This window comes from Paenibacillus sp. FSL K6-1122 (assembly GCF_037977015.1).
Classification (GTDB): domain Bacteria; phylum Bacillota; class Bacilli; order Paenibacillales; family Paenibacillaceae; genus Paenibacillus; species Paenibacillus amylolyticus.
In genome coordinates this window covers 4,898,651-4,917,520 of record NZ_CP150272.1, presented here as the reverse complement: position 1 = coordinate 4,917,520, position 18,870 = coordinate 4,898,651, and the positions used below count along the sequence as shown (strand labels likewise).

The window sequence follows — 18,870 nt, the reverse complement described above, 5'->3', positions numbered from 1 at the left end:
GGACATCAGTCAGCCTGCGGGCTGGCGGGATGTCCTTTATATCGGGCAAAAACGGAAAAAATGAGCAAGTGGAGGGGAGCGCTGGTGATGAATCAAGCGAGTTTCAATGAAATGGCTGGCCGTCTGATGGTGGCACTGGATTATCCTGGAGCGGAAGAAGCACAAGAATTGGTACAAGCTCTTGAGGGCATTCCCTGTTATCTCAAGGTGGGTATGCAGCTGTTCTACGCAGCAGGACCGGACTTTATTCGGGAGCTGAAATCCAAAGGTTACTCCGTTTTTCTGGATGTGAAAATGCATGACATTCCCAACACCGTACGTGGCGGAGCTGAGAGTATCACACGTCTTGGCGTAGACATGTTCAATGTACATGCAGCGGGTGGAGCCCTTATGATGCGTGCTGCACGTGAAGGTGCTGAGGCAGCAATCGCTGCCGATCCTTCCCTCAGCAAGCCCGAGATCATTGCAGTCACCCAACTCACCAGTACAAGTCTGGAAACGATGAATAACGAGATTGGCATCCCGGGAAGTGTGGAAGCTGCTGTGGTCCGTTATGCAGGACTAGCCCAAGAGGCCGGACTGGATGGAGTTGTTGCTTCTCCACTGGAAGTGCCCGCAATTCGGGCAACGTGTGGCAGTGCTTTTCACACCGTTACTCCAGGAATTCGTCCAGCGGGTAGTGGTCTGGGAGATCAGACACGCGTCTTGACCCCAGGTGAAGCCATCGCCAGAGGCAGTCATTACATTGTTGTAGGCAGACCCATTACAGGCGCTCCCAATCCGCGAGAAGCGGTAGAAACCATTTTGAAGGAGATGTTGAACGCATGATCGAACTGAATGAGATTCCGAATCATATTGCTTCCCAACTTTTGAAAATTAAAGCCGTGGCGTTACGTCCGCAGCAGCCATTTACATGGACATCCGGCATCAAATCACCAATATACTGTGATAACCGCTTAACGATGTCCTATCCGGAGATTCGCAACGATATCGCTGAAGCATTTGCAACAATCATTCGGAACCAGTACCCGGATGCAGAAGTCATCGCAGGTACAGCAACCGCAGGTATTCCGCATGCTGCCTGGGTGGCTCAGAAGCTGGATCTGCCGATGGCCTACATTCGTGATAAAGCGAAAGGACACGGCAAGGAGAACCTGATCGAAGGTCTGATTACCGAAGGACAGAAAGTGGTTGTCATCGAAGATCTGATCTCTACAGGTGGAAGCTCGATCAAAGCAGCCGAAGCCGTACGTGTAGCAGGCGCAACACCTCTCGCCGTACTTGCCATTTTCAGCTACCAGCTGGATAAAGGTGTTAAAGCATTTGAAGATGCTGGAATTCCACTTCAGACGTTGTCCAATTACACGGCGCTGATGGATGTGGCTTTGGCTCAGGGAACGATTCAGGAGAGTGATTTTGAATTGCTCAAATCCTGGCGTGAAGATCCTTCTTCATTTGGTAAATAATATCATTGATACCTCGAAAAAATGTTCAGGAATGAACGGTATCAAAATTGTAATGATTGCCGTCATAGCGGCAAAACCATCGAATATGCAAGAGGCATCCCGCACTTTGGGGTGCTTTTTTCGTTTGTTCATCAAAATATTAACTTTTTCCCGCTACCGTTGTAAAAAGCTTGTAACTTTTAGTTGGGATCGGTCGTTTATAATTCAGTGTAGGATGGAACAGATTTCTAATTTTAGGTTTTTTGAAGAAATGAACGGGATTTCAAGAAAGGATGAGCGTGATTGCTGGCATGAAGAATTTATTTCTCAGAAAAAGACCTGCCAAGAGCCAGTCAGGCGATGAACATCAACAGGGGGAAACACCGTTGGAGGCATCGATGGAGTCGGGGGAAAATACATACAACAATGAACACGATTACCCGACAAGTAAACCTCCGTTACCTGAAAGTGAAATCGCTTCAGATGAAGTGGCTGCAGCTGCTGTCACTACCGTTGATGAACCCCAGAAGAAGATCAAACCAAAGAAGGATATGCTGCCTCCATATGATGGACCTGTACTGGAGGTGCGTAACGTGCATCGCAGTTTCCAGACAGGCAGTCGCATTATCCATGTGCTCAAAGGCATTGATATGGAAGTGAATCCGCAACAACTGGTCATGCTGAAGGGGCGATCGGGCTCAGGCAAAACAACACTGCTGAATATGCTCGGTGGACTGGATCAGCCTTCAAGTGGAGACATTCTGTTCTCTGGTCAGCCTCTTCAGGATTGGGGAGACCGGCGGCGGACCGCTTTGCGGCGCAAAGAGATCGGTTTTATTTTCCAGGCGTATGCACTCATGCCCTTATTATCTGCTTGGGAAAATGTAGAACTGTCGCTGCGAATGGCGGACGTTCCGCGAGCGGAATGGAAGGACAGGGTTGGTCACTGTCTGGATCTGGTTGGATTATCCAAACGGGTGAAGCACCGACCTTTCGAGATGTCCGGGGGAGAGCAACAGCGGGTGGCTATAGCCAAGGCGATTGCCCATAGACCCAGATTGTTGCTTGCGGATGAGCCTACAGCGGAACTGGATTCCAAGATGGGCGCTCAGGTCATGGCCGTATTCCGCAATATTATTGAAGTAGAACAAGTAACAATATGTATGACTACACACGATCCTACAATTTTGGAGGTTGCGGACCATGTTTATGAAATGGCGGACGGCAGATTTATCAAGTAAAGGGGCCGCTCCGAAGAGGGGGAAACGCGCAGCGATTATTGTACTCGGTGCGATAATGGTTGCAACGATGTCCGGCTGCTCATTGCTGCCGTCAGAAACAGAGGAAGAAGTACTTCCGCCTATTACACCACCAACGATCTCCAAGAAACCGGAATATGAAGTCCGGACGGAAACGTTGGAGAAAAAAGTAAGTGGTAGCGGCAAGATGATGAGTCAGCGGGAAGAGAAGGTGTACTTCACGCTTGATGGCATGCATGTCAAAGAATTAAATGTTAAACCAGGGGATAAAGTGAAAAAGGGTCAACTTCTTGCTGTCCTCGATGTGGAGAGTGTAGAGAAGGAGATCCGTGGCAAGAAACTGGCTATTCGCAAATCCGAAGTTCAAATGAAGGAAACACTCCGCAAGAAGGATGAGATGGACCCGGTAGAGTTCGAAGAATCAACGATTGCGTTTGAAGAACTACGCCAGGAACTCGCTGATCTGGAGGAACAACTGGGCAAAGCCACGTTGACCGCTCCGTTTGGCGGCACCGTTATTGCAGTGCAGGTAGAGAAGGGTGCAACCGTGAAAGCGTATGATCCGATTGCTACGATTGCGGATACATCGAATCTGGTTGTGGCAGCTACCTTTGCCAAGGAAGATCTGGAGAAGTTCTCGGCCGGTATGAAGGCAGAAGTAGATATTAATGGAGCTGGTAAAGTCGCTGGCAAAATTAAAGTTATGCCTATCGCGGAAGCATCGGGAAGCGGCAGTGGCGAAGGGACGGGTGAAGGCGGTACGCCTCCAACCAAGGAAACGCTGGATAAGTATGTCATCGTTACACTTGCAAAAATGCCAAAAGGCGTCGAACGTGGCACACCACTATCGGTCTCGATTGTAACGCAGCGTACCGAGAACGCAATTGTGATTCCTGTATCCGCTTTACGCTCCATCGGTTCAAGAACGTATGTACAAGTGGTGGAGAGTGATGGCAGCAAGCGTGAAGTGGACGTTGAAGTTGGACAGCAGACATCGACAGATGTCGAGATTCTGAAAGGTCTGACCGTAGGTCAGAAAGTAGTGGGACGCTAATGGGGCTGCCATTGCTTCGGTTGCTGTTCCGCAAAATGTGGAACACGCGCTGGATGACCTTCAGCACACTGATCGGATTGATTGTGGCGGTAGCGTTCACCGTCAGTATTCCAATGTATGCCGATGGTGCGTTGAAACGGGTCGTCGCGCAAACGCTGCAGGATAACAGTGAAGGGTTGCCAGCCGGTTCGTTGCTGATGAGTTATCAGGCACCTGGTGGCGTGAAGACAGACACTCGGGGGCTGGACGAAGTAGATCGTTATATTCGTGAGGATGTTCCTCGCGACATCGGGTTTCCTTTTCATACGTATGTGAATTCGAGATCCATTCGCAGCACAGAGGTGAGCCCGGAAGATCCAACCAAAGTGGATGCCAGCAGGGCGCGCAGTATGAGTCTGGGTACGATGAGTGGGCTGGATGCACAGGTGAATTACTCTGCCGGGGTGAAACCTGGAAACCAGGTCAAAGATGACACGATCGAGGCAGTCATGTTGGAAGAGGGCATGTACCGTAACGACCTGCATATCGGTGACATTCTAGAATATCCGGTGTATAGCGGTCTTGATATCACGTTACGTGTGAAGATTACGGGGTCCTTCAAGGCAGATGATCCAAACAGCCCTTACTGGGTACAAGGATTTGACGGCATGATGAATGGACTTTATGTGGATGAATCGGTTTTTAATGATGTTTTACTGAAGGAAAAAGGGATTCCACTTCAAAATTCACGTTGGTATTATGCCTTTGATCTGAAAGAAATTCAAACCAGCCAGTTATCAGGTCTGACTTCTATGCTGGAAAGGCTGGATATCGATCTGTACCAGCGGCTGAAAGATACAAAAGTGGACATCACCTTTGGTGATCTGCTCAAGCAGTTCCGCAGTCAGAGTCTGCAATTGCAGACCATGTTGTTTACCTTGGCAGCACCGATGATTGCGATGGTCTTTTATTTTATTGCCATGAATGCTAGACAGTCATTACAAAAGCAAGAGAGTGATATTGCGGTATTGCGCAGCCGTGGAGCTTCAGCTCGGCAGATCTTCTCTCTCTACCTGCTTGAAGGCATATTTCTGGGCGCTATTGCGCTGGTTATTGGGCCGTTGCTTGGTTGGTTTATGGCCAAGAGTATCGGTTCTGCAAGTGGCTTTCTCTCGTTCGTAGATCGGAAGTCTATTCCGATCGGTGTATCAAAAGAAGCTATTCTCCTGGGCGTAGCAGCGGTGCTTGTTGCGATCATCGCATCACTTATCCCTGCGATAACCTATGCACGGGCAACCATTGTATCTGCCAAGCGGAGGCAAGCACGGACAGACCGTGCTCCAGTATGGCAACGCTGGTTCCTGGACGTTGTGTTGTTGGGTCTGGCTGGATATGGATACTACCTGTTCTATGAACGTCAGATGTTGACCTTCCAGACCGGAATGACAACCGATCAGTTGCAGGTACAACCGTTTCTATTCTTTGTACCCGCACTCGCGATCTTTGCGCTTGGACTATTCTTCTTGCGCTTGTTCCCGTGGATATTAAAGCTTATTCAGTTGATCGGTCGCAAGTTTCTCCCGGTCCCGTTGTATCTGACATTAACGCAGTTATCGCGTTCATCTTCTTCCTATTACCCGCTGATGATCCTCCTTGTACTGACACTGGGACTTGGGGTGTACAACTCGGCTGCAGCTCGGACGATTGATCTGAATTCCACTGAGCGTACCTTGTACCGTTATGGTTCTGATGTGATTATGCAGACTGTGTGGGAAGGGACACCTGAGGTTAAACCTGGTGGTTCCGGACAGAATGGCGGTACGGGTGGAGGTCAACAAGGTGGTGGCAATGGAGGAGGAGGTTCTGCTGGTGGTGGTTCCGGCGGAGGCAACGGCGGTGGAGGTGCTCCAGGTGGTGGCGGTTCTTCGCAGCCATCCAAAGTCATCTACTCCGAACCTCCATTCGAGGTGTTCCGCAGATTAGACGGGGTTGAACATGCAGCACGTGTGCTGCAGACCAAAGGCAATATTATCGTCTCTGGTAAATCGGGTGGACAGGGGATGCTGGTCGGAATTGATAATGTGGACTTTGCTCAAGTGGCGTGGTTCCGCAATGATCTGTTCCCGGCACATCCATACAAGTACCTTGACTTGCTTGGTAAATATGAAGGGGCTGTATTAATCTCTTCCAAATTTGCTGACAAGTTCAAACTCAAAACTGGAGACCTCGTCTCCATGGGTGTACAGGGACAGGCGATTGAATTCGTAGTCTTCGGAATTATTCCTTACTGGCCAGCCCAGTATCCGGATCAGATGCCATTCTTCGTGGCGAATCTGGATTATATCTATGATCAGGTGCCTCTGATTCCTTATGAGGTGTGGCTGAAAATGGAACCGGATGCCAAAGTGGCTCCACTAATGGAGAAACTCGCAGCAGAAGGCATTGAGTTATCATCGGTACGTGACGTACGTACCGAATTGGTATCTCAGGCTAAACATCCGTCACGAGGTGGCGTATTCGGGATACTGAGCCTTGGATTCCTGGTATCGGTTATTATCTCGTTGATCGGATACGTGCTGTACTGGTTCTTCAACCTGTCCGGACGTGTTGTACAGTTTGGGGTATTGCGGGCCATGGGCTTATCCCGTGCACAACTGAGCGGAATGCTGTTGCTGGAACAGGTGTTCACAGCGGGGCTGTCGATCCTGCTAGGTATTGGGATTGGTCAGGTATCCAGTCGTTTATTCCTGCCATTCCTGCAAACGACGGATAATGTATCTGCTCAGGTACCTCCGTTCCGGATTGTGTTTGAACAGCAGGATATGTTGCAACTGTATGGGGTCACCGTGGTGATGCTGGTCATTGGTGCAACGATGTTGCTCTGGCAGATTCGCAGATTGCGGGTTCACCAGGCAGTCAAAATGGGAGAGGAGAGGTAAACGTGATCCAATGCGAAGGACTTGTCAAAATTTTTAAATCCAGCGATGTGGAAGTCGTTGCCCTTCAGGGTCTCAACCTGACTGTCAATCAAGGTGAAATGATGGCGATCATCGGTAACAGCGGTAGCGGTAAATCCACCTTGCTGAATATTCTGGGCGGGCTTGATCGTCCTACGGCTGGTACGGCTGTTGTGGGAGAGTGGGATTTGCTCAAGATGACAGATGCCCAATTGGTCGAATACAAACGTCATACGGTAGGTTTTATTTGGCAAAATAACGGTCGTAACTTGCTGCCTTATCTCACTGCACTGGAAAATGTGGAGACTCCCATGATTCTGGGAGGCAAGCGTGATCGTGCTTACGCGAAACAGTTGCTCGAATGGGTAGGCCTTAAGGATCGGATGCATAACAAATTGCATCAATTGTCAGGAGGAGAGCAACAACGGGTAGCGATTGCGATCTCATTATCCAATCGTCCCAAAATTCTGCTTGCAGATGAACCTACCGGTTCGGTCGATTCCGAGACATGTGATACAATCATGGGCATTTTTCGAAGAATGAACAAGGAACTTGGCGTTACGATTGTCATCGTTACCCATGACTTGACGCTTGCTGGCAAGGTGGACCGGATCGTTGCGATTCGGGACGGCTTGACCAGTACCGAGTTTGTGAAGCGCAACCCGAATCTGGATGATGAGCATAACTTGTCCGAGGCGGGTATGCCAGACATCCATGAAGCATTTGTCATTATAGACCGTGCAGGACGACTTCAGGTGCCAAAAGAGTATCTGGAGGCCTTATCCATTGATAACCGGGCGACATTGGAATTTGACGGTGAACGTATTGTCATTACACCGCCAAGATAATTAAGAGGGGGAACTGGGAAATGAAGAATAGTATGTGGGGAAAACGTGTGCTGGCTGTCATCGCTACTGCGACGCTAGCACTGCCGCTGATTGCCGGCTGTACGGCAAGTGAGGCGAAGGATACGGAGCAGCGTGTATTGCGTGTGGCTACGATGTGGGGCGGACAGGATGACAGTTACTTCCGTCAGCAATTTACCGATGCTTTTGAACTGACACACCCCAATGTAACGATCGAGATTGTGGCTGCCGTTGATCAGAGCAGCATGTATGGGTACGGTAACACAGAAGAACAGCAGGAAGCTCCGGATACGATGGAAAGTCTGAAGAAAATTATGACTGGGGATAATCCGGTTGACGTCATCGTGGCTGATACCTCTACAGTCAAATCATTAATTCAGGAGAATCTGGTGAAACAGCTGGACCCATTGATGCAGGAAGACAAGTTTGATACCAGTGATATTGTGCCTAGTGTGCTGGAGGGAATTAAGGACCTTGGGGACCAGAGCATCTATGCATTGACACCAACGTTTTCCTCCTCCGCTTTGTTCTATAACAAGGGTATGTTTGAAAAAGCAGGCGTGGAACCGCCAACGGACAATATGACTTGGGATGATATTTTCAATCTGGGTACCCGTCTAACGAAAGGTGAAGGTAAAGATCATGTATTTGGTTTCTCCTTCACGACATATCAGGGTGGTCCGCCGTACTACTCCATGCAGCAGTACTACAGCTCGTTGCAGCTGAAGACGTTTGATGACAAAGCAGAGAAGATGACAGTAGATTCTCCTCAATGGGAGAAAGTGTGGAGCACCATCAGCAAACTTGCGATTGACAAAGTTATTCCTAAAGGCGACGAGCCACAGGATCAGAATCCGAGTGGGCGTTATGATCCGGTACAGGGTGACCTATTCCTGAGTGGCAAGTCAGCCATGGTTATTGGTGATTACAGCTATATTAATCAATTAATTGATGCTAATAAAAATGCGGATAAAATGAAAGACTTTACGAAAGTGGATTGGGATGTGGTAACACCTCCAGTTCACCCGGAAGCTCCTGAAATTGGAGGTAGCATCTACCTGAGCAACCTCATGGCGATTAATAGTGCGGCTCAGAACCCGGATGATGCGTGGGAACTGATCAAGTACATGAACAGTGAGGACTGGGCTAAGATTAAAGCACGCAGCAGCTATGAGATGGTATCACGGAAGAGTTTCATCAAGCCCAAAGACGGCCTGGATTATAACATTCAAGCATTCTATTCGCTGAAGCCGATTCCGCCAACAAATACCAATCTGGATAAAATGTATCAAAAATCCCCAGGTTTATGGCAAGTGAATGAAAAAGGTATGGAATATTTCAACCAGGTACTAGAGAACAAAAAGACACCAAAAGAAGCACTTGGTGAGTGGGCAGCTAAAGGAAACGAGATGCTGGAGAAATTGAAAAAGGATCCTAAAGCTACGTTTCAATGAGATTTGATGTAGTAGTCATATCATAAGTTAAGGATAGCCGCTGAAGATTTTAATCTTTGGCGGCTATTTTTATGAAAATGGGGTATTCTACAAAAAGCAGGAATAAATGACGACTCCGGAAAGGACGAGCGGTATGCACTGGGTATATTTCAGCAAGTTGTATGCAACCAAATTTCAGGCAGGATGTCTGGCCAAACGTATGGAGCAGGATGGGTGGATTTACGGTCATAATGAACCAGCGGAAGTAGAAGTTTATCGATCACGTAAAGGACGTTATGGTGTACGTTTTATTCCCTGACATTACCCCTTGACTTATTGGGATAGAATGGTGTATATTAATTAAGTCGCTGTTTTAATATTTCTTACTGACGCGGGGTGGAGCAGCCCGGTAGCTCGTCGGGCTCATAACCCGAAGGCCGCAGGTTCAAATCCTGCCCCCGCAATTTAGTTTCACTTGGATGATTCACAGCCATCATCTGCACGTTATACATTATGTCTAGGGCCCTTAGCTCAGTTGGTTAGAGCGGTCGGCTCATAACCGATTGGTCACAGGTTCGAGTCCTGTAGGGCCCATACTCTTAAAACCCTTGCCTAGCAAGGGTTTTTTTCTGTCTGCATGTAAGCTCTGGAGTAAAAGGAAAAGGTATCTTGTTAATGGTGTCTTTCTAGTATGCCCTTTTTTTCCAATAACGATGTATGTCCATGCCATATCTCAAATCTCGCATATACTACCTTATCCCAACCCATAGGAGGTAGATTTCATGAGTCAATTTCTTGATGCAAGAACATCTCAGAATGCGAGTTTGGCTAACTCTATTGCAATACCAATCCTGGTTATTAATACACCACAATTATTCGGTCAGATTGGTCTGCAAACAGCAGGAGCAGGGGCAAACCCACGGGTACAATTCAAAGGAACGGTGTCTGTGCAACTTCCTTTGGCACTCGTTGGTGTAACTATTACAATTGTTAGGGGGACTTTGGCTACGGACCCTGTGATCTATTCCGCAACGTCTACGTTTAGCTTGAGTGTCCTTGCACCTCAGATTATTACGTTCTCTGCAGATGACTTCAACCCGCCTATCACACCTCAATTGACGTACACTGCATTTATCAGTTCCAACTTGCTCGGTACGATCCGTGTAGGCCCTGAGAACTTTGATGGAGCTGTATATTCCGACTAATGTTGAGCGTCCTTGCCTAAGTAAACTAGATCAATAGTCTTCTTAATTGAAAGGCCTTAAGGACCTGCCCTCAAAAGCAGGTTTTTTTCCTGTTGAAGGGGAAAACTGAACTTCATCGAGTAGGTAGGGTTCTATGATATAATGCATTACAGAGATTGAATGGTATTGGACATCAAATAATACGTGAACATCTGAGAAACGTATGAAATTAGTGATAGAAAGCAGGTTTCCGTTTAATGACGTCAAATGAAAGTCAACGTTTTCGTTACAGTGAAGCTCCGGTATGGGATTGGCAGAGAGCTTATTATGAGCAGAAGGGGCTACAAGCTTGGACAGAGAACCAAGTCCCTCAATATATTACGAGTAATCCAATGATTGCCACGGCGTATGCAGAGATGATCTTTGGCTTTCTTCAGGACCTTTCGAACAAAGGAAAGATTAACGAGACCGTAACCATTCTTGAACTTGGAGCGGGTGTAGGGCGTTTGGCACATCAAGTTCTCCTGAAATTGCTTGAGTTAAAGGAATTTGCTGGAATACCTTTACCGCCTTTCAGATATGTGATGACGGATCTCGTAGCGGAGAATGTGCTGGGTTGGCAGGAGCATCCATCCATGCAATCCTTTATTCAACAAGGTATAGTGGATTTTGCACGTTTTGACGCTGTAGCGGATACGGAATTGAATCTGGTCGTTGCAGGAACGGTTATTCAGCCCGGTGATCTGAAACAACCGTTGTTGTTGATTGCTAATTACTTTTTTGACAGCATTCCACAGGAATTAATCTACATTGGGGATGGCGAGATCTATGAGTGTGATCTGCTTGTACAGTCTCCGGATCGTCGTCTTGATCTTGAGCCCGCTGAGATGCTGAAGAACATGACGCTGAGTTATGAGTATCGCCAAGCGCCCGAATACAGTGCGGATAACTATCCGTATCAGGAGCTTATCACATTGTACAAAGAGGAACTGGAGGACTCGCACATTCTGTTCCCTGCAATCGGGTTGTCCTGTCTCGAACGGTTGAACAAGCTGTCACAGTCAGGTTATGTGTTGATTACCGCTGATAAAGGGGATCATCGCCTGGATAACTGGAAGTTCGCAGAGCCACCTGAATTTGTTCTTCACGGGAGTTTTTCTCTAACGGCTAACTACCATGCCATTCAATATGTCTTGGAACAACAGGGTGCCCATACAGGATTCACAACACATCATTATAAAGATCTGAATGTTGGGTGCATGTTGATGGTGGACGAACCCATCAGTTATGTGAACACACGTCTGGCCTACCATCGATTTGTTGAACGTTTTGGACCGGATGACTTTTTCAGCATGAAACAATGGGTAGACTCTCGAATAGAGAGTATGGAGTTAAAGCATATTTTACCGTTTTGGCGTCTGGGTGGATATGATGCGGAGTTCTTGATTCACAGTGCTACCCACATTTCCAGTCTTCTTCCTGATGCAAGTGATGAGGAAATGCTTGATATTCAGTCTGGTATTCATACGATGTGGTCGTCCTACTACGTGATGGAGCAGCAAGGAGGTCTCGCATTTCTGGCAGGGCAGCTGTTATATGAGATGTATATGTATGAGGATGCAAAACGGTTTCTGGAGATATCGTTGGTTGCAGATCCGAGTAACCATAATCCAGCGGTCTTATACGATTTGGCTGTGTGCTGTTATGAACTTGAACTGGAAGAAGAAACCCTGTCATATACCCATAAAGTATTGGCTCTGGAACCTGATCATGAAGAGGCGGCAGCCTTGCTCCAGAGTTTCGAGTTGATCTGAACGGAACAATTTTAGTTTATCTCCTGTATGTCTAGAAATAGTGATGGTTGTATATAAAATTGAAACCTAATTGGGTTGTAATCGTATTAATGGGATATTCAACCAATCATCTATTTCAACAGCAAAGGAGACAAAAACATGAAAAAAGCCTTATCCATTGCATTATATCCATTAATGTGGGTTGTGGGTGCATTTAGCGTTCTGTCTGTTAATGCAAACAGTGCTGCAGGCAGCGCCCTCTTTGTGAAAGATATCGCTACAGATCGAAGCTATGATGGGCAGGCTATATATGATAGTATTGAACGTAGAAATGCCTAACTACATATCATTCAACTGTAAAGGTAATTGTGTCGTCGAGCAATAACATGAGAAACAATTACTCTTGAAGTGATGTACGATGAGCAGGAGTTCTGTCCGTACAACCTTTAAGCCGGTTTCGTACCTTATTCAGGTATGAACCGGCTTTTATTTATGAATGGGGGATACCAGATGAAGATTATTATTGGACAACCGAGGCTGGAACAGGATTTGCTGCAGCTTGAAGCCGAACTCAAGCAACACCCTGATGCGGATATATTGTTTTTTCCTGAAGGTTATCTGAACCAGAATGTTGAGGAAGCTTGCAGGTTGGCGGCTGAATATGGGACCATGATTGTCTCAGGTCATCGCAGACTGGACGAACGTCCAAAGGACCGATCAATTATCATCAGTAAGGCTGGAGAGATTGTATTGGAGAAAGCTAAATATACACCTGCTGAGACGGCTCAGGAACAGGGTTGGGTAATAAGCACTTTGTTGTGTGATGAGCTGGTCCTGCAAGGATTTCGCAATGAGAATATAGGGAATGTGGACATTGTGATGCATTCCATTGGTGTGGGCATGTTCAGTGAAGAACAGTACAGTGAGTGGGTCGAAGAGGCTCGGCAGATCGCACTGAAGCATCAATGTATTGTCATGGGGACAAGCCATGCGGATGGTTCGTACCGTGATAGCGAGATATCCATTCCAATCGCGTATTGTATAACACCTGATGGAGAGGTTGTTCTGGCATCCCGAAGTGATACACGTACTCTTACAATCCTTCTGGACAGAGGAAATACAGACCCTTCACCTCAGGAGTCACAAGAAAAACAACTGAAAATCTCCATCGCCCATCCGGTTAAATCAACGGGTATGAATCCCGGATGAATGGGCTGTTGAACTTGCCGATTCGCCCGGTCACTTGCACGGAATACGCATATGTTATGGCATACCTTGAAATTCAAAGGAGGCCAATCAAATGAGTCAAGTTGGATACGGTTGTTGTAATACTGGTGGCGGATGGACTTCTACAAGTGCAATTCTTGTGCTTTTTATCCTGCTCGTGATCATCACAAAATCTTTCTGGCTGTAAGTCACGTGTAGAAACGTGCAAACAGGAAAAGCCCCGCTGAGACTTCAGCGGGGCTTTTCCTGTTTATAAGAAACAACATATGCCATCCATGACATTTGACAACTGAAAACAATGTGCTTAAAATCACATAAGAGACTATTAACAGAGATTGAAGGGATAGCAATGCCGTTTATTCGCTTTAAAGGATTCACAGGTCCTCAGCTAGAGGAAGTTGTACCCCAAATTACAGAGCAGATGGCCCTAATTACTCATATTCCAAGGGAGAGAATGAAGGCAGAGCGTCATGATGTACAAGCGCTAACACCTTCTCCGGCTTCTATAGAGATTCTCATGTTTCAACGTGACCAGGAGATTCATAATCGGATTGCATCGTCGGTGCAAGCTATTTTGGAAGAAGCATATATGCCGGATGTGCACATTTTCTTCAATATATTGTCACCTACTTTGTATTATAAAAAAGGCAAGCCGCTTACAGATTATCGATTGGATTGAGATTGTGAGGGACGAGCAGAATGTTGCTCGTCTCTTTTGATTTACATATTTTTCGTATGTTTAGCAATGGGATGGTTTCTGTGAACTCTGCTCAACGATAATGAGCATATCGCAGATACAATAAACATGGCTCCACCGATAAGGTATACCCACCGAACGCCCAGTTGATCGGCGACTAGACCAAAGATAACTATGGATACACTCATAACCGTGGATATCAGGACGCCATGGGTGGCGTATACCTTGGTTAGGGATTCGACAGGTACACTGTTCTGAAGCGCTGTCTGCTGAGCCACATCACGAATCTGATGAACTGGACCCATCAGTATGCATAACACCAGAGCGAGCCATGGCAGGTTATTTAGACCATAAACGACGGTCAGAAGGCTGAAGAGAAGAGAACCCATGGTCATACTAGCGATTAGATGCTTCTGAATACGTTTGGCTAGTGCAAGAGCCAGAATACCTCCAAGCATGGTTCCAGCAGCGTAACTCGAGTTCATGAGTCCCCACCAACCTTCTCCTCGTCCCAGAGCTTCTTTTGCAAAGGCCAGCGTAACAGCTCCGATCCAGATGGAACCCGCAAGTGCTTGGGCAATGTCCATAAGCGTAATCAGTCGTAAGGTTGGATTCTTCCAAAGTATACTCCAACCTTCCCTCAATACATTCCGCGATACAGCAGATTTCTGAGGTTGTTCTACATTCCGTGTGAGCGAGCCCATGGCAATCATGAAGATCAGAACGGCCCAGGACAGGCTTGTAGCTGCCCAGAAGGTCTGTGACGCCCCCCAGTTTATCACGGCGAATCCCGTCATGGCGTAACCGACAATGGTTACAGTCTGATTGGAGAAAGATAGTAGGCTATTTGCTTTTATAAGGTCTTCACCTTGAACCAATCGTGGCGTTAAAGTCTTCAGTAACGGAGTTTCCCATCCGTCCAAGAAGGATAATACAATCACTCCGAGCAATAGAAGCGGCAGTTGTGAAGTCAAGTGATTCAACGAAATGGCTATACAGGTCATGATGAATGTTTTGGCTATGGAAATGCTGATCAATAGTCTGGAGAATGGAAAACGGTTCACAAGTAATGGCAAAGTGAGACCGGCTATTATGCGTGCAATGATCTGAATAAGTGGAAACATTGCAGCAGAGAGTACCGATCCAGTGAGACCGTATATGAATGTAGTAATGACCATGATATATATGACATTAATAAGCGAGAGCAGCGTTTTGGCGGCCCAGTACGGATAAAATGCGATGTTCATGCCAATGATGTCCTTTCCGAAACGATATATCTATATTACGGGCATTGTCATCATTGCACCACAAACAAAGTTATCATTTTCCCGTCATTTCACCACAAAAAAACTGCCCAACAGGGCAGTCATCTTCTAATGCCTATAGTTCATGCCATAGCAAGTGTGAAGGCGATGAGCAACATCAGCAGGCTGGTTGTTCTGACCATAGTCATATAAGGCCTGCTGGGTTCGGCTTCGCCCCGGGAAATCCAGCCATAGCGCAGATACCAGCCGAATTTTGGGAAACAGAGATTGATGATACAGAGTACCATGAATATAAAAAAGAGGGTTCTCATACCCATCTTCCTTTCTCACTTACATAACGGATCTTATTTTAACGTTTGCGTCTGGTAAAAAAGACTACAATCAAAATGATAATGATGATAATTAACAGAAATTTCATGTATGTTCCTCCTGATGAGTAGTTAGGTTATTGTGTAATGTTAGTTATCAACTATTACCCAAGAACCACATGACTTGAATAACTGTGTTACAATTAAAATATATTGATTTAATATCAACACATTCCGACTGGTTAGTTTTCTCTCCTTATAATGTACGATTGCAGAATATATAAACATTAATGTGTGTGAGATGAAGGAGGAAGGCATGAGCCAACATAATCAACTCTCATTACAATGGGAATTTATCATCTCGAAAGTGAAATCCTCCGTGACAGTGGTCGATGCTACTTTGCCTGAGCTTCCGCTCATGTATGTAAACGAACACTTTACCCAACTGACAGGATACACGTATGAAGAGTCTGTCGGACACAATTGCCGATTTTTGCAAGGGCAGGATACAGACCCCGAAACGGTAATGCAGATTCGTGATGCAATAAAGAAACAACAATCCATTAAGATTGATATTTTAAATTATACAAAAAGTGGTCAGAAGTTCTGGAACGAACTGAATATCGATCCGATCTTTAATGAATCCGGAGAGTGTTTATATTTTGTAGGCATTCAATACGATATTTCAGAACGGAAGTATGCTGAACAGCAGTTGAAGTTTGCAACTTCCATGGCTGAGATGAACAGCAGAGGGCAATTGGAATTCATCGGCAAGCTGAATCACGAGCTTCGTACCCCGCTTAACGGCATTATGGGCATGATCGAACTTGCCAGTATGGGTGAAACTACGGATGAGCAGAAAGAATATCTGGAGCTAGCACGTCAATCAGGTGAGGCGCTGCTGAACATCATTAACAACAGCCTGGATATGGCGAAACTGGGCAGAGGCAAAATGGATGTTGAAAACATTGAATTTCAGCCGTTGAAGCTGATCCAACAGATTGTGAAGACACATGAACCTGCGGCACGGAATAAACAAATTCGTTTGCTCTGTCATGCTGATCTGAATGTTCCTGATGTGCTTATCGGTGATCCGCTAAGACTTCGGCAGGTACTGGATAATTTGCTGAGTAATGCAATTAAGTTCACGGAACAAGGTGAAGTGCAGTTACAGGTGGATGTGAGGCAACAACTGATGGATACCGTTGTATTGGTATTCTCTGTGCGTGATACGGGAATTGGCATTCCTCAGCATCAGATCGAACAATTGTTTGATGCATTTACCCAGACCGACATCTCCCATGCGCGCCGATTTGGCGGAAGCGGTCTTGGTCTGACCATCTGCAAAGAACTGCTGGAACTGATGAATGGTCAGATTTCGGTGGAGAGTACAGAGGGGAAAGGCACACAGTTTGAGGTAACACTGCCCTTGCTGCGCCACGAGGCCATTCCCAATGTAGGATAATCAATCAAGCAGGACAGCCGGGCGGTCTCGGCTGTTTTTTTTATTTTATTGGATTGTTTTACGAACGGGCGTTCTGTTATAATGCAAGTGTTGAATGGGGGAGACACAGCATGAGTAAGAGACGCACAAGAAGAAAACGCAAAGGCAAGCAAGGCTTTAAAAAGCAGGTTCTGACGCTGGTAGCGATGCTGCTGGTAGCCCTCTACGCCTGGGCTGGGGGAGAATGGCCTGAGGAGATACCTAATCCATTCGGTGGGACTAATAAGAGTGTAGACCATACCATCACGTTCCCTTCAGAGCGTTATCCCGAAACAGCCAAACATATTAAAGCTGCTATCAAGGCAGGGCATTCGGATGTATGCACCATTGATCGTAATGGAGCCGAAGGCAATCGGGATTTATCACTTAAGGGTGTTCCGGTCAAAAAAGGTAAGGATCGTGACGAGTGGCCCATGGCGATGTGTGCTGAGGGAGGAACAGGTGCAGATATCCAGTACATTACCCCGAAGGATAATCGTGGTGCAGGTTCATGGGTAGGGAATCAGTTAAGTACATATCCGGATGGAACACGAGTGAAGTTTGTAGTGAAGTAACAACAGGATATGGTTGGGCAGAAATAAGGATTGTAAGGCCTTTGTTGTGAGGTCAGTGGCAGCGTGGTACAGGATAAGTAGAAGAGAAAAACCAGACGTGCATGCGTCTGGTTTTTTGGTATAAAGTGCTGGCATAAATAGATCTAGTTAACGCATCTATACGGGAACTGGAGTTTCTAGGATTACAGAGCCGACTAAACGAGTTGCTGCATTCCGCTTAAATGTTGAGACCGGATGCTTAACAGACGCGTAACATGCTCCACCTCATCAAACGGTATCCACAGACTGCCGTGGACCGTACGTAAGGAAAGAATGGATGTATCAGCGGTACGCTCGGGAAATCCGGTTACCGTCTGACCGCTTGTATTACGAACCATGATCTGTTGCTTGCGCCGGATGGCAATTTCTACCTCTTTTTTCATAAGTCATTGCTCCTGATTATGAGATGTTAAATCCATATGTCAATGTTTTCAATGGTTAATTTGTCTTCTTTATCTAGTCTATCAGAACTAGGTATAGATTTCCAGAAGAGAAATCAACAATCTTCTAGGTGATTTGTCTTAGCTGTGGATGATCCGTTTTTGAATGGGGATTACGGGGTTATATTAGGGTAAAAGGAGGGGAACGGAATGACACAATTGATTATTGGGCTGGCCCGTACCGAGAACGAGGCTATAATTATGCTGAATAAGGTCAAAGAGGAAGGGATTAAGGATAAATATTTAGGAGCGGTGGCGAAGGAACAGCTTAATCTGGAGCTGGTGAGCGAAAAGACGGGGCTGCCCAAACCTTTGAAGGGTGCCGGAACAGATGGTGCCTTTGGCGCTCTGAAAGGCATATTGGCTGGTCTGGGGAAGCGAATGGATCAGACGATGTCGATTGGAAATGCAGTCCGTAGACTCGCTGGTAATGAGATTGGGAGTGAGACCGATGATTTGGTGCTTACACTGACTGAAGCGGGGATCTCGGAGGAGGATGCGCGGTATTACGAAGATTGGCTGTTAAAGGACCATATCTTGGTTATCGTGGAGTGCAGTGAGGAAGAAGCGGCTCGTGTTCGACCTATTTTACTTTTTTAGTTTAATTTAAGGCTGATTTTAGGTTTCTTTAATGTTGGGGAGGTATTCTTATCTCACACCTCCCTTAATATAGATTGGTTTACCGGAAGTCCGGGACCGCAACTCGGACCTTCTAGGCACTGTGAGCTGAGGCTTGCAGTGCCTGTTTCATTTATATAAGTTGATTATTTACACTGACACTCCGATGACAGAATAACCTTCTAATCGCTGTTATCCCCAGATTTTTTCGATTCCCTTTTCTCAAGGGAAAATCCGGTGATAAAGGC

20 protein-coding genes and 2 tRNA genes are annotated in these 18,870 nt (G+C 46.4%); 19 read left to right on the top strand and 3 right to left on the bottom strand.

The genetic code is table 11. The features are described 5' to 3' along the window. Positions 1 to 87: 87 nt before the first annotated feature. The 16 genes from pyrF (at position 88) to NSQ20_RS22080 (ending at position 13,876) form a co-directional block, all read left to right on the top strand. Positions 88 to 828, top strand: coding sequence for an orotidine-5'-phosphate decarboxylase (gene pyrF, locus NSQ20_RS22155; RefSeq protein WP_076250785.1), 741 nt, complete (start codon positions 88 to 90; stop codon positions 826 to 828). Beyond that, positions 825 to 1,466 carry an orotate phosphoribosyltransferase gene (gene pyrE / locus NSQ20_RS22150; RefSeq protein WP_036614805.1) on the top strand — a complete coding sequence of 214 codons (642 nt, stop codon included), beginning with the start codon at positions 825 to 827 and terminating at the stop codon, positions 1,464 to 1,466. The genes pyrF and pyrE overlap by 4 nt, the downstream gene beginning before the upstream one ends. 272 nt (positions 1,467 to 1,738) lie before the next feature. Beyond that, positions 1,739 to 2,686, top strand: coding sequence for an ABC transporter ATP-binding protein (locus tag NSQ20_RS22145; RefSeq protein ID WP_340030886.1), 948 nt, complete (start codon positions 1,739 to 1,741; stop codon positions 2,684 to 2,686). Next, complete coding sequence (locus NSQ20_RS22140; protein WP_036614803.1) at positions 2,649 to 3,758, top strand: efflux RND transporter periplasmic adaptor subunit; 1,110 nt, start codon at positions 2,649 to 2,651, stop codon at positions 3,756 to 3,758. The genes NSQ20_RS22145 and NSQ20_RS22140 overlap by 38 nt, the downstream gene beginning before the upstream one ends. Further along, positions 3,758 to 6,676, top strand: coding sequence for an FtsX-like permease family protein (locus NSQ20_RS22135; protein WP_076318875.1), 2,919 nt, complete (start codon positions 3,758 to 3,760; stop codon positions 6,674 to 6,676). Before NSQ20_RS22140 ends, NSQ20_RS22135 begins: the two co-directional genes overlap by 1 nt. A gap of 2 nt (positions 6,677 to 6,678) precedes the next feature. Then, entirely contained in the window at positions 6,679 to 7,542 is an 864-nt protein-coding gene (locus tag NSQ20_RS22130) for an ABC transporter ATP-binding protein (RefSeq protein WP_076318876.1), read from the top strand. Between the two features lie 20 nt (positions 7,543 to 7,562). Next, complete coding sequence (locus NSQ20_RS22125; protein ID WP_036674852.1) at positions 7,563 to 9,014, top strand: extracellular solute-binding protein; 1,452 nt, start codon at positions 7,563 to 7,565, stop codon at positions 9,012 to 9,014. A gap of 106 nt (positions 9,015 to 9,120) precedes the next feature. After that, positions 9,121 to 9,312 carry a hypothetical protein gene (locus NSQ20_RS22120; RefSeq protein ID WP_047843730.1) on the top strand — a complete coding sequence of 64 codons (192 nt, stop codon included), beginning with the start codon at positions 9,121 to 9,123 and terminating at the stop codon, positions 9,310 to 9,312. A 71-nt stretch (positions 9,313 to 9,383) separates the two neighbouring features. After that, positions 9,384 to 9,457, top strand: a tRNA-Met gene (locus NSQ20_RS22115). A gap of 56 nt (positions 9,458 to 9,513) precedes the next feature. Then, positions 9,514 to 9,587, top strand: a tRNA-Ile gene (locus tag NSQ20_RS22110). A gap of 188 nt (positions 9,588 to 9,775) precedes the next feature. Next, complete coding sequence (locus NSQ20_RS22105; protein WP_036614795.1) at positions 9,776 to 10,198, top strand: hypothetical protein; 423 nt, start codon at positions 9,776 to 9,778, stop codon at positions 10,196 to 10,198. Positions 10,199 to 10,434: 236 nt separating this feature from the next. Then, entirely contained in the window at positions 10,435 to 11,991 is a 1,557-nt protein-coding gene (locus tag NSQ20_RS22100; RefSeq protein ID WP_340030885.1) for a tetratricopeptide repeat protein, read from the top strand. A gap of 138 nt (positions 11,992 to 12,129) precedes the next feature. Then, complete coding sequence (locus NSQ20_RS22095) at positions 12,130 to 12,309, top strand: hypothetical protein (RefSeq protein WP_036674855.1); 180 nt, start codon at positions 12,130 to 12,132, stop codon at positions 12,307 to 12,309. 171 nt (positions 12,310 to 12,480) lie between these two features. Then, a complete protein-coding gene (locus NSQ20_RS22090; RefSeq protein WP_076328074.1) occupies positions 12,481 to 13,179 on the top strand; it encodes a hypothetical protein in 699 nt (232 codons plus the stop codon). A 91-nt stretch (positions 13,180 to 13,270) separates the two neighbouring features. Then, positions 13,271 to 13,384 carry a YjcZ family sporulation protein gene (locus NSQ20_RS22085; RefSeq protein WP_081746033.1) on the top strand — a complete coding sequence of 38 codons (114 nt, stop codon included), beginning with the start codon at positions 13,271 to 13,273 and terminating at the stop codon, positions 13,382 to 13,384. A gap of 162 nt (positions 13,385 to 13,546) precedes the next feature. Further along, the gene (locus NSQ20_RS22080) at positions 13,547 to 13,876 is read left to right on the top strand and encodes a DUF1904 family protein (protein WP_036614785.1); all 330 of its coding nucleotides are present in this window, start codon (positions 13,547 to 13,549) and stop codon (positions 13,874 to 13,876) included. A gap of 41 nt (positions 13,877 to 13,917) precedes the next feature. Here the strand turns inward: NSQ20_RS22080 and NSQ20_RS22075 are convergent, their stop codons facing one another. After that, positions 13,918 to 15,141 (bottom strand): MFS transporter, encoded by a 1,224-nt coding sequence (locus NSQ20_RS22075; RefSeq protein WP_340030883.1) that lies wholly within the window; start codon positions 15,139 to 15,141, stop codon positions 13,918 to 13,920. A gap of 140 nt (positions 15,142 to 15,281) precedes the next feature. Further along, complete coding sequence (locus tag NSQ20_RS22070; protein WP_051447369.1) at positions 15,282 to 15,470, bottom strand: DUF6199 family natural product biosynthesis protein; 189 nt, start codon at positions 15,468 to 15,470, stop codon at positions 15,282 to 15,284. 313 nt (positions 15,471 to 15,783) lie between these two features. On the opposite strand from NSQ20_RS22070, the gene NSQ20_RS22065 reads away from it, so the two are divergent. Further along, entirely contained in the window at positions 15,784 to 16,932 is a 1,149-nt protein-coding gene (locus tag NSQ20_RS22065) for an ATP-binding protein (protein ID WP_340030881.1), read from the top strand. A 110-nt stretch (positions 16,933 to 17,042) separates the two neighbouring features. Next, positions 17,043 to 17,525 (top strand): NucA/NucB deoxyribonuclease domain-containing protein, encoded by a 483-nt coding sequence (locus tag NSQ20_RS22060; protein ID WP_253501889.1) that lies wholly within the window; start codon positions 17,043 to 17,045, stop codon positions 17,523 to 17,525. A gap of 194 nt (positions 17,526 to 17,719) precedes the next feature. Here NSQ20_RS22060 and NSQ20_RS22055 read toward each other — a convergent pair whose 3' ends face one another. After that, complete coding sequence (locus NSQ20_RS22055; RefSeq protein ID WP_340030880.1) at positions 17,720 to 17,947, bottom strand: hypothetical protein; 228 nt, start codon at positions 17,945 to 17,947, stop codon at positions 17,720 to 17,722. A 207-nt stretch (positions 17,948 to 18,154) separates the two neighbouring features. On the opposite strand from NSQ20_RS22055, the gene NSQ20_RS22050 reads away from it, so the two are divergent. After that, positions 18,155 to 18,604 (top strand): general stress protein, encoded by a 450-nt coding sequence (locus tag NSQ20_RS22050; RefSeq protein ID WP_047843724.1) that lies wholly within the window; start codon positions 18,155 to 18,157, stop codon positions 18,602 to 18,604. Positions 18,605 to 18,870 lie beyond the last annotated feature (266 nt).

What these genes read in the sequence shown, in the direction of transcription:
- NSQ20_RS22145 (WP_340030886.1), top strand. Translation starts at nt 1,739, where the DNA reads ATGAGCGTGATTGCTGGCATGAAGAATTTATTTCTCAGAAAAAGACCT.
- NSQ20_RS22090 (WP_076328074.1), top strand. Translation starts at nt 12,481, where the DNA reads ATGAAGATTATTATTGGACAACCGAGGCTGGAACAGGATTTGCTGCAG.
- NSQ20_RS22070 (WP_051447369.1), bottom strand. Translation starts at nt 15,470, where the DNA reads ATGAGAACCCTCTTTTTTATATTCATGGTACTCTGTATCATCAATCTC.
- NSQ20_RS22060 (WP_253501889.1), top strand. Translation starts at nt 17,043, where the DNA reads ATGAGTAAGAGACGCACAAGAAGAAAACGCAAAGGCAAGCAAGGCTTT.
- NSQ20_RS22050 (WP_047843724.1), top strand. Translation starts at nt 18,155, where the DNA reads ATGACACAATTGATTATTGGGCTGGCCCGTACCGAGAACGAGGCTATA.
- NSQ20_RS22055 (WP_340030880.1), bottom strand. Translation starts at nt 17,947, where the DNA reads ATGAAAAAAGAGGTAGAAATTGCCATCCGGCGCAAGCAACAGATCATG.
- NSQ20_RS22125 (WP_036674852.1), top strand. Translation starts at nt 7,563, where the DNA reads ATGAAGAATAGTATGTGGGGAAAACGTGTGCTGGCTGTCATCGCTACT.
- pyrE (WP_036614805.1), top strand. Translation starts at nt 825, where the DNA reads ATGATCGAACTGAATGAGATTCCGAATCATATTGCTTCCCAACTTTTG.
- NSQ20_RS22100 (WP_340030885.1), top strand. Translation starts at nt 10,435, where the DNA reads ATGACGTCAAATGAAAGTCAACGTTTTCGTTACAGTGAAGCTCCGGTA.
- NSQ20_RS22135 (WP_076318875.1), top strand. Translation starts at nt 3,758, where the DNA reads ATGGGGCTGCCATTGCTTCGGTTGCTGTTCCGCAAAATGTGGAACACG.
- NSQ20_RS22120 (WP_047843730.1), top strand. Translation starts at nt 9,121, where the DNA reads ATGACGACTCCGGAAAGGACGAGCGGTATGCACTGGGTATATTTCAGC.
- NSQ20_RS22065 (WP_340030881.1), top strand. Translation starts at nt 15,784, where the DNA reads ATGAGCCAACATAATCAACTCTCATTACAATGGGAATTTATCATCTCG.
- NSQ20_RS22095 (WP_036674855.1), top strand. Translation starts at nt 12,130, where the DNA reads ATGAAAAAAGCCTTATCCATTGCATTATATCCATTAATGTGGGTTGTG.
- NSQ20_RS22075 (WP_340030883.1), bottom strand. Translation starts at nt 15,141, where the DNA reads ATGAACATCGCATTTTATCCGTACTGGGCCGCCAAAACGCTGCTCTCG.
- pyrF (WP_076250785.1), top strand. Translation starts at nt 88, where the DNA reads ATGAATCAAGCGAGTTTCAATGAAATGGCTGGCCGTCTGATGGTGGCA.
- NSQ20_RS22140 (WP_036614803.1), top strand. Translation starts at nt 2,649, where the DNA reads ATGTTTATGAAATGGCGGACGGCAGATTTATCAAGTAAAGGGGCCGCT.
- NSQ20_RS22085 (WP_081746033.1), top strand. Translation starts at nt 13,271, where the DNA reads ATGAGTCAAGTTGGATACGGTTGTTGTAATACTGGTGGCGGATGGACT.
- NSQ20_RS22105 (WP_036614795.1), top strand. Translation starts at nt 9,776, where the DNA reads ATGAGTCAATTTCTTGATGCAAGAACATCTCAGAATGCGAGTTTGGCT.
- NSQ20_RS22080 (WP_036614785.1), top strand. Translation starts at nt 13,547, where the DNA reads ATGCCGTTTATTCGCTTTAAAGGATTCACAGGTCCTCAGCTAGAGGAA.